General features: G+C 68.1%; 14 protein-coding genes. 3 read left to right on the top strand and 11 right to left on the bottom strand.

Annotated elements, in window-relative coordinates; all coding sequences use genetic code 11:
* Positions 1 to 159: 159 nt before the first annotated feature.
* The 8 genes from UUA_RS18640 to UUA_RS17915 form a co-directional block, all read right to left on the bottom strand.
* Entirely contained in the window at positions 160 to 984 is an 825-nt protein-coding gene (locus tag UUA_RS18640; protein WP_008439526.1) for a class I SAM-dependent methyltransferase, read from the bottom strand.
* Positions 985 to 1038: 54 nt separating this feature from the next.
* The gene (locus UUA_RS17945; RefSeq protein WP_008439525.1) at positions 1039 to 1767 is read right to left on the bottom strand and encodes a UDP-2,3-diacylglucosamine diphosphatase; all 729 of its coding nucleotides are present in this window, start codon (positions 1765 to 1767) and stop codon (positions 1039 to 1041) included.
* Between the two features lie 7 nt (positions 1768 to 1774).
* On the bottom strand, positions 1775 to 2488 hold the full coding sequence (locus UUA_RS17940) for a peptidylprolyl isomerase (RefSeq protein WP_008439524.1): 714 nt from the start codon (positions 2486 to 2488) through the stop codon (positions 1775 to 1777).
* Positions 2489 to 2557: 69 nt separating this feature from the next.
* Entirely contained in the window at positions 2558 to 4075 is a 1518-nt protein-coding gene (locus UUA_RS17935) for a Ppx/GppA phosphatase family protein (RefSeq protein ID WP_008439523.1), read from the bottom strand.
* An 81-nt stretch (positions 4076 to 4156) separates the two neighbouring features.
* Positions 4157 to 6250 (bottom strand): polyphosphate kinase 1, encoded by a 2094-nt coding sequence (gene ppk1 / locus UUA_RS17930; protein WP_008439521.1) that lies wholly within the window; start codon positions 6248 to 6250, stop codon positions 4157 to 4159.
* Positions 6251 to 6302: 52 nt separating this feature from the next.
* Positions 6303 to 7571: a phosphate regulon sensor histidine kinase PhoR gene (gene phoR / locus UUA_RS17925; protein WP_008439520.1), complete on the bottom strand. Its 1269-nt coding sequence runs from the start codon at positions 7569 to 7571 to the stop codon at positions 6303 to 6305.
* Between the two features lie 68 nt (positions 7572 to 7639).
* Positions 7640 to 8329 carry a phosphate regulon transcriptional regulator PhoB gene (gene phoB, locus UUA_RS17920; RefSeq protein WP_008439518.1) on the bottom strand — a complete coding sequence of 230 codons (690 nt, stop codon included), beginning with the start codon at positions 8327 to 8329 and terminating at the stop codon, positions 7640 to 7642.
* 76 nt (positions 8330 to 8405) lie between these two features.
* A complete protein-coding gene (locus UUA_RS17915; protein WP_235605968.1) occupies positions 8406 to 10028 on the bottom strand; it encodes a M48 family metalloprotease in 1623 nt (540 codons plus the stop codon).
* Between the two features lie 111 nt (positions 10029 to 10139).
* On the opposite strand from UUA_RS17915, the gene grxC reads away from it, so the two are divergent.
* The 3 genes from grxC (at position 10140) to UUA_RS17900 (ending at position 11990) form a co-directional block, all read left to right on the top strand.
* On the top strand, positions 10140 to 10403 hold the full coding sequence (grxC, locus tag UUA_RS17910) for a glutaredoxin 3 (RefSeq protein WP_008439515.1): 264 nt from the start codon (positions 10140 to 10142) through the stop codon (positions 10401 to 10403).
* Positions 10400 to 10786 carry a carboxymuconolactone decarboxylase family protein gene (locus UUA_RS17905; protein WP_008439514.1) on the top strand — a complete coding sequence of 129 codons (387 nt, stop codon included), beginning with the start codon at positions 10400 to 10402 and terminating at the stop codon, positions 10784 to 10786. Before grxC ends, UUA_RS17905 begins: the two co-directional genes overlap by 4 nt.
* A gap of 190 nt (positions 10787 to 10976) precedes the next feature.
* The gene (locus UUA_RS17900; protein WP_008439512.1) at positions 10977 to 11990 is read left to right on the top strand and encodes an isocitrate dehydrogenase; all 1014 of its coding nucleotides are present in this window, start codon (positions 10977 to 10979) and stop codon (positions 11988 to 11990) included.
* 188 nt (positions 11991 to 12178) lie between these two features.
* Here the strand turns inward: UUA_RS17900 and UUA_RS19050 are convergent, their stop codons facing one another.
* From UUA_RS19050 to UUA_RS17890, 3 genes are all read right to left on the bottom strand, one after another.
* Positions 12179 to 12349, bottom strand: a complete 171-nt coding sequence (locus UUA_RS19050; protein ID WP_008439511.1) for a hypothetical protein — start codon at positions 12347 to 12349, stop codon at positions 12179 to 12181.
* Between the two features lie 50 nt (positions 12350 to 12399).
* On the bottom strand, positions 12400 to 13353 hold the full coding sequence (locus UUA_RS17895; protein ID WP_008439509.1) for an aspartyl/asparaginyl beta-hydroxylase domain-containing protein: 954 nt from the start codon (positions 13351 to 13353) through the stop codon (positions 12400 to 12402).
* A gap of 231 nt (positions 13354 to 13584) precedes the next feature.
* A partial coding sequence (locus UUA_RS17890; protein ID WP_008439507.1) for an IS5/IS1182 family transposase occupies positions 13585 to 13961 on the bottom strand: 377 nt, incomplete at its 5' end.

Here is a 13961-nt window from a genome sequence, read left to right as displayed (position 1 = left end):
CCCTGGAGCGCGCAGCGCGGAGAGGTGAGGTCCATGAACGGGCCGAACAATCCCCTGCAGGCATCACGCTGGTCCGTCCTTCATTGAGGGGTGTTTTTTTGCGCTCCCGGCGGAAGGATGCAGTGCAGGCAATTCATCCCGCCCGCTTGCCGCTCGACCTCACAGCTCCCCGCACACCACCGTGAAAGTCTGCAGGAAATGGAAGTCCATTCGGCGCAGGGCGAACTGCGGGTGCCGTGGGTCGCACAGGCGCGCGAGCTCGTCGTAGTCGGCGCTGGACAGGTACGGCTGCAACCGCGTTCCCCAGCTGTCACGGAAGATGGCTTCGGCCAGATAGGCCTCATCGGCTGCGCCGAGCGGGAATACGCGCTCGATCACGAACGTCTGCGCGCGGACCTTGCGCAATTGCGCCCGGCGCAGCACGCCGACCAGGGCGCGGACTGCCGCCAGCTCGCGTTCGCTGACGCCGTAGCGGTCGCGGTAGTACTGGCGCACCGCTTCGTTGACCAGGCGCTCGAGCCGCGCGTCCCAGGCGAAGTACATGTCGGGCAGCAGCGAGCTCTGGCACAGCGCGATGCGTCCGGCGGGGCGCAGCAGGGCAGCCAACCGCTCGACGCCGGCCAGCGGATCGCGCAGGTGGTTGACCGTGTTCATGCACCAGATCCGGTCGAAGCTGCCGGCGCACAGCGGTGCGTGCAGCAGGTCCGCCTGCAGCACGAGGGCTTGGGCGGCAGCGCATGCGCGGGCGGCGGTCGCGTGCGCTGTCGCCAGGTCGATGCCGACTACAGTACCGCCAGGGCCCACCGCATCGGCGAACCAACGCAGCATCTCGCCGGTGCCGCAGCCCGCATCGAGTACGCGTGCACCGGGCTGCGGGTCCAGGCTGGCGATGGCCAGGCGAAGTTCGGGTTCGGCGAAGGCGTTGAACAACTGCAATTTGCGCGAGTAGTCGCGAGTCGCCGTATCGCCGAGGAGGCCGGACATCGACTCACCTTGCCCCGCTGGCTCGGCGACGGGTGCGCGCCGGCGCGAGGCGATTCATGTTACCGCCAGTCCGCGCAGTTCGACCCCGGCCGCGTCCACCCGCAGCACCGAGCCGTGCTCGTACCAATCGCCCAGCACGATCCGTTGCGCTGGTGCGCCGTCGAGCCGGAAGTCGTGCACGGCGGGCCGGTGCGTGTGGCCATGGATCAGTCGGGTCACGCGCGCCTTGCGCATGGCCTCGGCCACGGCCTGCGTGTTGACGTCCATGATGCTTTCGATGGTGCTGCCGGTGTGCGCCTTGCTGTCCTCGCGCGCCTTGGCGGCGAACGCGCGGCGCGCCTGCAACGGCATCGCCAGGATCTGCGCCTGCCACTCGGGTGTGCGCACCTGCCGGCGCACCGCCTGGTAGGCGAGGTCGTCGGTGCAAAGCACGTCGCCGTGCATCAGCAGGGTGCGGTGACCCTGGATGTCGTGCACGGTGCCGTCGTCGAGCAGGGTCAGGCCGGCACGCTCGGCGAAAGCCGGGCCGAGCAGGAAATCGCGGTTGCCGACCATGAAGTACACCGGCACGCCGGCGTCGCGCACGGCGCGGGTGGCGGCGGCGATGCGCGCCGGCAGCTCGGCGTCGTCGTCGTCGCCGACCCAGGCCTCGACCAGGTCGCCGAGGATGTACAGCGCATCGGCGTGGCGCACTTCGTCGCCGGTGAGATAGCGCTCGAACAGTCCGCTGATCTGTGGACGACCGGGGTCCAGATGCAGGTCGGCGATGAACAGGGTGGCCATCGCGTCGTCAGCCCTTGCCGGTGGGCTTGGCGGCTTTCCTGCGCGGCTTGGGCGCTGGGGCGATGCTTGCTGCGGCGGCCGGTGCCGCCGTGGCGGCGGGGGGCGGGGCTTCCTCGCCGACCACGTGGGCGCTCTTGATCAGCACCAGCGGGTCCGGCACGTCGCCGGCGAACGGGCCGAGCGGGCGGGTGGGCAGGGCGGCGATCTTGTCGACCACGTCCATGCCCTTGATGACCTTGCCGAATACGGTATAGCCCCAGGTCAGCCCGCTCTGGGTGCCGACAAAATCCAGCCGGCGGTTGTCGACCAGGTTGAAGAAGAATTGCGCGGTGCCGGAGTTCGGGTCGGCGCCGCGGGCGACGGCCACCGTGCCGCGCAGGTTGGACAGGCCGTTGTCTGCCTCGTTGGCAACCGCCGAGCGCGTGCGTTTGGGCTGCAGGTCGCGGGTGTACAGACCGCCCTGCACCAGGTAGCCGGGAATGGCACGGTGCAACACGGTGCCATCGTAGAAGCCGTCGCGCACGTACTGCAGGAAATTGGCCACGCTCTTGGGCGCCTTGTCCGGGTACAGCTCCAGCGTGATGTCGCCCTGCGAGGTGCGCAGCACGACCTGCGGCGGTGGCATGGTGGTGGCGGTGGTGGCCGACGTCGGTTTGGCGGCTTGCGCTGCCAGTGTTGGCGACAGGATCAGCAGCAGCGTGGCGAGCAGGAATTTCGACATGGGCATCGGAATGGTCTGGGCGTCCGGACATGATACGCGGCCGCAGCTGAAGCGGGTTTGTCGGCGCGATCAGCTGCTGGAGATGTCCAGCTTGATGCCGAGATCGGCCATCGGCGCCTGTTCCTGCTGCAGGTCGGCCTCGCTGAGCGGGTGCTGCTCGAACCAGGCCAGCGGCAGGGTCAGCCGCAGCGACTTGCTGGTGGCGGCGAGCTTCATCTGCGGCAGCGACTCGGCGCGGCGCGCGCGGCGGAACAGCACCGCCAGGCGCAGCAGCGCGGTGGTGTAGCGGGCCAGCTGGCGGTAGCGCTGCGGCAGCGCGGCGGCCGCCGCCTTGTCCGGCTTGCGCCGGTGCATCTCTACCACCGCCGCCAACAGCTGCTGCTCCTGTCGCGAGAAGCCGGCCAGATCGGCGTGGCGCAGGATGTACGCGCCGTGGTGGTGGTGCTGGCTGTGCGCAATGGCCAGGCCGATCTCGTGCACGCGCGACGCCCACGACAGCCACTCGCGGGCGTCGGCGTCCAGCTTCCAGGCGCGCGCGACCTGGTCGAACAGCATCAGTGCGGTCGACTCGACCCGCCGTGCCTGGGCGCGGTCGACGCCGTAGCGGGTGGCCAGCGCGTCGATGCTGGCGGTGCGCGGGTCGCTGCCACCGGCACGGCCGAGCAGATCCCACAGCAGCCCTTCGCGCATCGAGCTTTCGCACACGCGCAGCCGTTCGATGCCGAGCGCGGCGAAGGCCGCCTCGAAAATCACCACGCCGCCGGCGATCACCGGCGCGCGCTCCTCGACCAGGCCCGGCAACTTGAGCGTGCCGATCTGGCCCTGCGCAACCAGTGCATCGGCCAGCGCGGCGAGCGAGGCCGGGGTGATGCCGTCGTCGGAGAACTTCATCGCCTGCACCACCGCGCCGATCGACTTGGCGGTACCGGAGGAACCATAGACGTCTTGCCAGCCCGATTCGCGGTAGTCCTCGGCGAACTGCTGCAGCAGCACGCCGATCTCGCTGCGCGCGCGTTGCCAGCGCTTGCGGGTGAGCTTGCCGCCGGGGAAGAAGCGCAGCGTCGAGGCGATGCAGCCGGCCTGCACGCTTTCGGTGTGCAGCGGTGCCAGCCCGCGGCCGATGATGAACTCGGTGCTGCCGCCGCCGACGTCGATGACGAGGCGCGGCTCGCGCGAGGCGGGTAGGTCGTGCGCGGCGCCGAGGAAGATCAGGCGGCCTTCCTCACGCCCGGAGACCACCTCGATCGGATGGCCCAGCGCCGCCTCGGCGGCGGTCAGGAAGGTCTGTGGTGAAGCCAGCCGGCGCACCGTGTTGGTAGCCACCGCGCGCACCCGCATCGACGGCAGGCCAGCGATGCGCTGGCCGAAACGGGCCAGGCAGGCCAACGCGCGGGCACGCCGTTCGGCGTCCAGGGTGCCGTCGGCACGCAGGCCGGCAGCCATGCGCACGGTGTCGCGCAGGCGGTCGATCACGCGCGGCTCGCCGTGTTCCATGCGCGCCACCACCAGATGGAAGCTGTTCGAGCCCATGTCCACCGCGGCGAGCAGTTCGCCGTCACGGATCGGTGTCTGTTCAGCGGGACTCACGCCCGGGCTCCGGCGACGGTAAAGCACGGATTCTCGCATGCACGCATGGAATGGGCGAAACGCTGCTTCATGCGCAAGAGTTCACGTGCTGTAGCGCTCGAGCAGAGCCTGCTGCGCGCTGTACGGGGGGTTGTCGCCGGGTTCGGCGCGGGTGTAGCGGCCGTCGGCGCCGAGCCGCCAGGCCTGGGTATTGTCGGCCAGGCCGTTGGCCAGGGTTTCCTCGAACACGCGCGCGGCCAGTTCGGGGTCGAGGATCGGGAACGCCACCTCGATCCGCCGCATCAGGTTGCGTTCCATCCAGTCGGCGCTGGCGCAGTAGATCTCGGGGTCGCCATCGTTGGCGAACCAGTACACCCGGCTGTGTTCGAGGAAGCGCCCCACGATCGAGCGCACGCGGATGCGTTCGGAGACGCCGGGCAGGCCCGGGCGCAAGGTGCAGGCGCCACGCACGATCAGGTCGATCTCCACGCCGGTCTGCGATGCGCGGTACAGCGCCTCGATCACGCGCGCCTCGTTCAGCGCGTTGAGCTTGGCCACGATGCGCGCTGGCCGGCCGGCCAGCGCATGCGCAGTCTCGCGCTCGATCTTCGCCAGCACGCTGGGGTACAGCGTGAACGGCGAATGCAGCAGCCGCTTCAGCTCGATGATCGGGCCCAGCCCGGACAGCTGCTGGAACACCTTGTGCAGGTCCTCGCCGATCTCCGGGTTCGCCGTCATCAGGCCGATGTCGGTGTACATGCGGCTGTTGGCCTGGTGGTAGTTGCCGGTGGACAGGTGCACGTAGCGGCGCAGCGCCTCGCCCTCGCGCCGCACGATCAGCATCATCTTGGCGTGGGTCTTGTAGCCGACCACGCCGTAGACGACCTGCACGCCGGCTTCCTGCAGCCGCGTGGCGAGGCGGATGTTGGCCTCCTCGTCGAAACGTGCGCGCAGCTCGATCACCACGGTGACGTCCTTGCCGTTGCGCGCGGCCTCCACCAGCAGGTCGACCAGCGGGGTGTCCTCGCCGGCGCGGTACAGCGTTTGCTTGATCGCCAGCACCTGCGGGTCGGCGGCGGCCTGGCGCAGCAGGTCGATCACCGCGTTGAAGCTCTGGTACGGGTGGTGCAGCAGCACGTCGTGCTGGCCGATCACGTCGAACTTGTTGCGGCTGCTCTCGAGTGCCGGCGGCAACTGCGGGTTGAAGCGCGGGAACTTCAGCTCCGGCCGGTCCAGCCAGTCGTAGATCAGGCCGGCGCGGATGATGTTGACCGGGCCGTCGCAGCGGTACACGTCGGCGTCGTCCAGCTCGAAGTTGTGGGTCAGCATCGCGGTGATCGCCTTCGGGCAATCGTTGGCGATCTCCAGGCGCACCGGCCGCGCGTAGCCGCGCCCGACCAGTTCCTCGCTGAGCGCCAGGGCAAGGTTCTCCACCTCGGCCTCCTCGACGATCAGCTCGCTGTTGCGGGTGACCCGGAACTGGTACGAGCCGACCACCTTGAGGCCGGGGAACATCAGGTCGACGAAGGCCTGCAGCAGTTCGGCGAGAAACACGAAGTGTTCGCCCGGGCCGCTGACTTCGGCCGGCACGCGGATGATCCGCGGCAGCGAACGCGGTGCGCGCACCAGCGCCATGTGGCCTTCGTGGCCGAATGCATCGCGGCCGCGCAGCACCACCGCGATATTCAGTGTCTTGTTGAGGATGCGCGGGAACGGGTGCGCCGGGTCCAGCCCCAGCGGCGACAGCACCGGCAACACCTCGTGTTCGAAATAGCCGCGCAGCCAGCGGTGCTGGCGCGGGCTCCAGCTCTTGCGGGTGAGGATGTGGATCTGCTCGGCGTCGAGCTGCGGGCTGATCTGCTCCTGCCAGGCGGCGTACTGTGCGGCGACCAGGTCCAGCACGCGGCTGCGGATGCGCGCCAGCAGCTCGCCGGAGGAGATGCCGTCGGGCCCAGGCGCGGCCGAGCCGTAGGCATGGTGGTGCTTGAGCATCGCCACCCGTACCTCGAAGAACTCGTCGAGGTTGTTCGCCACGATGCTCAGGTAGCGCAATCGCTCCAGCAGCGGCACAGCGCTGTCGCTGGCCATCGCCAGCACGCGGAAATTGAACTCCAGCGCGGCCAGCTCCCGGCTGAGGTACAGGCCGGGGGCGCTCAGGTCGGTGGCATCGGGCGGGGTGGGCGAGGCGTGGGCCATGCCGCATTCTGGCGCATGGTTCGGGCCATTGCATGCCGCGCCGCCGCGGTTGTCAGCTTTCGTTGCCGTTGCCGGGGGCCAGCAGCCGAGTCGGGCCGAAGTGGCAGGAGAAGGTGGAACCGGCGCCCGGCGTGCTCTCGATCTTCAACTGCGCCTGGTGCAGGTTCAACACGTGCTTGACGATCGACAGGCCCAAGCCGGTACCGCCGCTTTCGCGCGAGCGGCTGGAGGAAACCCGGTAGAAACGTTCGGTGAGCCGGGCCAGGTGCGAGGCGGGGATGCCGAAGCCGGTGTCGCTGACCGAGTACACCGCGCCGTCGGCCACGCGCTGCCAGCGGATGGTGATGCTGCCGCCGGCCGGCGTATAGCGCACCGCGTTGCTGGCCAGGTTCGACAGCGCGCTGTGCAGGTCCTTCGGCGAACCGAGCAGGTCCGTTTCGGCGGTGGATTCGAGCACGATGCGGTGGCGCCCCTGGCTGAGCGCCTCGGCTTCCTTGCGCACGGTGGCCAGCAGCGCCGCCATCGGCACGCGTTCGTCGATCACTTCGTGCTGGGTCTCCAGCCGCGACAGGGTCAGCAGATCCTCCACGATCTGCCCCATGCGTTTCGACTGCGTGCGCATTTCGTCCAGCACCGGCGCCAGCTCGGGCACGTCCTCCGGGTCGAGCAGTTCGAGGTAGCCATGGATCACCGTCAGCGGCGTGCGCAATTCGTGCGACACGTTCGCCACGAAGTCGCGGCGCACCTGCTCGAGCCGGTTCTGGTGGCTGATGTCGTGCGCCAGCAACAACTGTTCGTGGTCGCCGAACGGCAGCAGGCTGACGTTGAGCTGGCTGTCCGCGCGGCCGGGTGCGGTGGCGTCGGTGAGCGGCTCGTGCGCGCCGTCATGCAGCCAGCCGGCCAGCTCCGAGCCGGCCAGCCGCTGCTGCAGCGAGGCACCGCGATCGTGCGGACGGCGCAGCCCGAGCAGGTTTTCGGCGGCGTGGTTGAACCAGCGGATCTGCTGCTGCCCGTCGAGCAGCACCACCGCGTCCGGCAACTGGCCGGCGGCATTGCGAAGATCGCGCAGGGAGGAGGCGATGCGGCGGGAGCGCGTCATGAAACGGTCATGCTGGAGAGGGCTGGCAGTCGCCGGTGCCGTCATCATGGCCTGCGTTTGATGACGGATTCGGGTCAGCAGCAAGACGACTTCGGCCACGGCGACCAGCGCGATGCCCGCCACCGCATGCCCGCCGACGAGCCAGCCCAGCACGGCGCCCGCGCCCAGCGCCGCGGCAAGCGCCGCGGACAGTTTCCAGGGGGAGGAGAGAGGCGAGGTCATGCGGGCGCCGGCGTGTGGAAGGCATGCAGCATCGGCAAAAGCGATGCCCGCCGCAAGCTGCCGCCGGCTCAGGTGCTGGTCGAGAAGCGGTAGCCGGTGCCGCGCACGGTCTGCACCAGCTCGTCCAGCTTCCACGGCTCCAGCGTCTTGCGCAACCGGCGGATGTGCACGTCCACGGTGCGCTCCTCCACGTACACGCTGCCGCCCCAGACATGGTCGAGCAGCTGCGTGCGCGAATAGACGCGCTCGGGGTGGGTCATGAAGAAATACAGCAGGCGATATTCGGTGGGGCCGATCGACACCGGCTCGTCGCCGGCGAACACCCGGTGCGCCGGGCCGTCGATGCGCAGGCCGCCCAGCTCGACCACGCCGGAGCCGTCGTCACCCTGGCTGCGCCGCAGCACCGCCTTGATCCGGGCAACCAGTTCGCGGGTGGAGAAGGGTTTCACCACGTAGTCGTCGACACCGGCTTCGAGGCCGTTGACGCGATCCATTTCCTCGCCGCGGGCGGTGAGCATGATGATCGGGATCTCGCGGCTGAGTTCTTCCTTGCGCAGGCGCCGGGCCATTTCGAGCCCGCTCGTGCCCGGCAGCATCCAGTCGAGCAGGATCAGGTCGGGCACTTGTTCGGCCAGCGCCAGCTGGGCGGCGCGGGCATCGGCTGCCTGGATCGCGTCCATGCCAGCCTTGCGCAAGGCGAAGGCGATCATTTCGCGGATCGAGGTTTCGTCTTCAACGATCAGGATGCGTTTGTGCACGCCGTGGTCCGCCTTGGCTTGTGACGGACATATTGCAGCCGATTCATGTTACGTGTCGATGACATGCGGCACGCATTCATTGCGCGGACCCGTCGCCCGGACTGTCCTCGGTCTTGATCTTGCGCTTGTGCAGTTCCAGCACCAGCGGGGTCAGCTCGGTAATGCGTGCCTGGATGCGCACGCGTGCGTAGTAGTCCAGGTCGTCGCGCTTGAGCAGTCGTTTGAGTTGCTCCATCGCGTCGTACGGACGGCCGGAGTAGTAGCTGGCGTCGGCGAAGGCCTCGCCGGCGCGCACGCTGTCGCCGGCCTTGTCGCTGGCGCGGGCGTAGGTGCTGTAGATCTCCGGCTCGCTGGCATTGTCCAGCAGCGGGCGCAGCAGGTCGGCGGCGAGGCGGGCCTGCTGCTGGTCGCCGCCGGCGGTGAGCGCCTTGGCGTAAGCGAGCGCGACGGCGCGATTGCGCGGAGACTGGGTGTTGAGCCCGGCATACGCTGCCAGCGCTGCGGCGCGCTGGCCGGCCTGCAGGCGGGCATCGGCCAGCGCCAGCTGGAGGATCAGGCTCTCGGAGTGGGTCTGCAGCAGCGGCTGCAACTGCTCGACCGCCGCCGCGCCGCGGCCGCTGCGGATGAGCGCCAGCGCGTAGCCGTAGCGGTTCGCCGGCGTGTCGAAGTCCGGCCGGGTCTGCAGGTTGGCGCCGTAATAGCTGGCCAGCTTGGTCGCATCGCCGGCCAGCACGCGCACGCGCTCGCGCATCAGGGCGTAGCTGCCCAGGTGGCCGGGCGCGGAGGGCTGGAACAGCGAGGTGGGATCCTTCACGAAGGCGATCGGTGCGGTGCTTTTCTCCCACTGCAGCTTGTCCATGACGGTAGCGGCGGGGCGCAGCTTTTGCGCTGCAGCCAGCGCGCCGGCGCGCGACTTCGCATCGCTGATGCGCATCGTGGTCACCGGATGGGTCTGCAGCAGGGCCGGCACGTCCTCGCCGCCGGCACCGGCGCTCATGACGTCCTGCATGCGCTGGAAGAAGCCGGCCATCGCGTTCGGGTCGAAACCGGCCTTGGCCAGCGTCTGGATGCCGACGCGGTCTGCCTCGATCTCGTCCTTGCGGGTGAAGTTGATCGACTTCTGCGCGATCAGGCCCTGGCCGCCGGCCAGCACCGCCATCGGTGCATCGCCGCTCTTGCTGCTGGCGCCGGCAGCGATCGCACCGAGCAGCACCAGCGCCATCAGCGGCGCATCCTTCTTCGAGTCCTCGAATGCGCGCTGCAGGTGGTTCTGGGTGATGTGGCCGATTTCGTGTGCAACCACGCTGGCCAGCTCGCTCTCGTCGCGGGTGATCGTCATCAGCCCGGCATTCACCGCGATGTAGCCGCCGGGGGCCGCAAACGCGTTGATCTCCGCATCCTTGACCACGAAGAACGCGAAGTGATCCTTCGGCTTTTCGCTGCTGGCGACCAGCCGGTAGCCGAGGTCGTTGATGTAGTCGTCCAGCAGCGGGTCGTCCACCACCATGTCCAGCGCACGCATCTGACGCAGCATGGAAGCGCCGTAGTCCTGTGCTTCCTGCGGCGAGATCAGCGCGTTTGCCGAACTGCCAAGATCGGGCAGGCGCACATCCTGCTGGGCGCTGGCGGCGCAGGCCAGCCCGGCAGTGATCAGCGCCGTCAGCAGGCGCGGTGCAGGTAGTCGTGGTGCCATGCTCATCAGGTGGGTGACAATAGCATTGAGACCGTGGCCCGCCGAGTCGGTTCCGCTTGAGCTGCGGGCGTGCGGCCCCATATGAGGGTGGCCTTTTCCAAGTTGCGGAGTGTTGTGATGTCGAAGATCGAGGTCTATTCCACCGCGGTATGCCCGTACTGCGTGGCGGCCAAGAACCTGCTCAAGTCCAAGGGGCTGGAGTGGACCGAGGTGCGCGTGGATACCGACGCGGCGCAGCGCGACGCCATGCTGGCACGCAGCGGCGGCCGCCGCACGGTGCCGCAGATCTTCATCAACGATCAGCACGTGGGTGGCTACGACGACCTGGTCGCCGCCGACCGCAGCGGCCGGCTGGGCGAACTGCTGGGGCAGGCCGCATGAGCGACCGCCTCACCGAGTTCACCGCGTTCCGCCAGCGCATGAACGAGCGCATCCTGGCCGAGGACAACCAGGTCGTGCGGCGCTTCTTCGCGCTGGACACGCAGACCTACAAGGCCGGCGCGCTGGACGTGAAGACCAAGGAGATGCTGGGCCTGGTCGCCTCGCTGGTGCTGCGCTGCGACGACTGCATCAGCTACCACGTGGCGCAGTGCAAGGACGCCGGCGTGCAGCGCGACGAGTTCTTCGAGGTGTTCAGCGTGGGCCTGGTGGTGGGCGGCTCGATCGTGATCCCGCACCTGCGCCGCGCGGTGGATCTGCTCGACCAGCTCGAGTCCGGCAAGGCGGGCGATGCGGCTGCCTGCGCCGATCACGCCGGAGCGTAGCCGCCGCGGCCCCGTGAAGCGCGGGTGCCTGCGGCTTTTTGCAATGCTGCGTGCGAGTATTTTCAACGCGTTGCGGGACAGCTGCCCTGTTCGCGATGGGGCCGATCGGCGATAATCGTCCGGTTTCGGTGCTTGCGTATCCCCATGCGCATGCGCTGCCCGCAGCATTCCGTTCCAAGGAGTTCCCCCCATGAGCAAGACGATTGCCGTGATCCCCGGCGATGGCATCGGCCCGGAGATCATGACCGCCACGCTGCGCGTGCTCGACGCGCTGGACTGCGGCCTTTCCTACGACTTCGTCGACGCCGGCATGGTCGCGCTGGAAAAGCACGGCGACCTGCTGCCCAAGGCCACGCTGGACAAGATCGCCGAACACAAGGTGGCGCTGAAGGGCCCGCTGACCACGCCGATCGGCGGCGGCTTCACCTCGGTCAACGTGACCCTGCGCCGGCACTTCGACCTGTACGCGAACGTGCGCCCGGCGGTGAGCTTCCCCGGCACCAAATCGCGCTACGAGAACATCGACATCATCACCGTGCGCGAGAACACCGAGGGCGCCTACCGCTCCGAGGGGCAGACCCTGTCCGAGGACGGCGAGATCGCCGAGTCGGTCGCGCGGAACACCCGCGCGGGCAGCAGCCGCATCGTGCGCTACGCGTTCGAGCTGGCGGTGAGGAAGGGCCGCAAGAAGGTCACCGCGGTGCACAAGGCGAACATCCTGAAGACCAGCTCGGGCCTGTTCCTCAACGTGGCGCGCGAGATCGCGAAGGAATACCCGCAGATCGAGTTCAACGAGATGATCGTGGACAACACCTGCATGCAGCTGGTGATGAACCCTTACCAGTTCGACGTGATCGTCACCACCAACCTGTTCGGCGACATCCTCTCGGACCTGTGCGCCGGCCTGGTCGGCGGCCTCGGCCTGGCGCCGGGTGACAACATCGGCGAGCGCGCGGCGATCTTCGAGGCGGTGCACGGTTCGGCGCCGGACATCGCCGGCAAGGGCATCGCCAACCCGTGCGCGCTGCTGCTGGCGGCGGCCGACATGCTCGATCACCTGGACATGGTGGCCAAGGGCGACCGCCTGCGTCAGGCGATCCGCGACACCATGACGAACGATCGCGACAGCGTGACGCCGGATATCGGCGGCAAGGGCAGCACGAGCAGCTTCGCCGACGCGATCGTGAAGCGCCTGGCGGCCTGATCCGCACCGCCGCTGCACAAGAAAAAGCCGCGGGCATGCCGCGGCTTTTTCTTTGAGACTCGGCCGAAGTCGTTGCTAGCCGCGCGTCAGTGCTTCGCCGGCTGGTAACTGCCCGGCTCCGCGCGCGAAGGGATGGCGATGCGGTTCCAGCTGCTGATCACGATCACCGCCTGGCGCGATGCGCGTGGTCACGGTGACCAGCCACGCCTCCGGGTCTCGTCCAGCGCCTCGACGTCCAGCGCATGCCAGCGTAGCCAGGCGCCGTGCAGCACGTCGTCGGCGTCGCGGGGCGTGCCGAGCATGCGGTGGACGAACAGGCGCTGGCGGTGTTGCCGGAACAGGGCGGTTGGCGGGTTCATGGGCGCTCCGGGGGCAGCCAGGACGCACCGCCATCGTGAAACGTGACGGCTCAGTGGAGCAGCGGCCAGGGCGCCAGAAAAACCAGCCACATCAGCAGCAGGATGCCGGCGTACTTGCCGGCCTTGTACAACTTCTTGTGCCGTCGCTTGAACGCCGCCTTCCAATGGTGCATGGCGCCCTTGCGCTGGCTCCATGCGTACAGGCGGTTGACGAAGCCGGTCTTCTCGGTGCCGGCATCGCTGTTGGGCGAGGCGGTGATCTTGCCCATGAACGCGCCCACGCGATGGTTGATCGCGCTCATCCAGGACGTGCGCAGCGGGCGCTCCACGTCGGCGAACAGGATCACCCGGGTCTGGTCGGTCTTGTTCTCTACCCAGTGCACGTAGGTTTCGTCGAACACCACGTCCTTGCCGTCGCCCCAGGCGTGCTCCTCGCCGTCGACGAGGATACGGCAGTCGCGCGAGTTCGGCGTGATCAGGCCGAGGTGGTAGCGCAGCGAGCCGGCGAACGGATCGCGATGCGGATTGAGTTTGCTGTTCGGCGCCAGCGTGGCGAACATCGCCGCCTTGATGCCGGGGATGGCGTTGAGCAGCTCGACCGTCTTTGGGCACAGCGCCTCGGCCGAGGCCAGCGGCTCGCCGTACCACTTCAGGTAGAAGCGTTTCCAGCCCTGCTTGATGAAGCTGTTGAAGCTGGCGTCGTCGTTCTTCGTGGTGCCGCGGATGTAGCCCTGGTCGGTCAGATGCAGTGCTTCATCGCGGATGGTCTGCCAGTTCGCCTGCAGCAGGTCCAGCTCGGGAAAGCCGCGGCGATCGAGAATCGGCTTGGCCGGCACCGCCGAGAACGCGTACATCAGCAGGTTGTACGGCGCGAACACCGCCGAGTGGTCGACCAGTTGGCGGTCGAAACGCAGCCGCACGCGGCCGCGCAGGTGCACCAGCAGCACGCACAGCACGAATACGGCAAGCAGGAGCAGCAGGATCAGGCGGGGGGTGAGGACCATGGCGCTTGCGGCGGAAGGATGGGCTAAAGCTGCATTCTACCCGGATGCAGCGCCGACCTCCCGGTCGCGAGCGGTCCCGTTCATCCTTGCAGTCGGAGCCATTTGCAATGAGCGACTCCACGAATCTGGAAGATCCCCGGTGCCGTCATTCCCGCGAAAGCGGGAATCCACTGGCGTCTCGCGGAACGGCAACATGGATTCCCGCTTTCGCGGGAATGACGAACTGGGGCTTTACGCTTTCCCCGATTTCCGATTTCCGATTTCCGATTTCCGATTTCCGGCCCTAGGGAACGTCTGAACAAGGGCGAACAGGGTCAGTATCTGCGCCGTGTTCTTGGCCAGTCCCTTGAAGCGAACCTTCTGGAAGCCGAACTGGCGTTTCACGACGCGAAACGGATGTTCGACCTTTGAACGCACCGCGGCCTTCATGTGTTCCGTGTGCTTGACGGCATCCTTGAGTTCGCCCTCGGGCATCGCCTTGACCATGCCCCGCTTGGCGGCGATGTACCACGTGCGGCCACGTTTGGGCGCGCGCTTCTCGGCACCGATATACCCGGCATCAGCGTAGACGGTCTTCTCCTTGCCATGCAGCAGCTTGCCCACTTCAA

It is taken from the genome of Rhodanobacter thiooxydans LCS2 (assembly GCF_000264375.1).
In the GTDB taxonomy this organism is placed as follows: Bacteria; Pseudomonadota; Gammaproteobacteria; order Xanthomonadales; family Rhodanobacteraceae; genus Rhodanobacter; species Rhodanobacter thiooxydans.
This window is presented reverse-complemented; position numbering and strand designations above follow the sequence as displayed.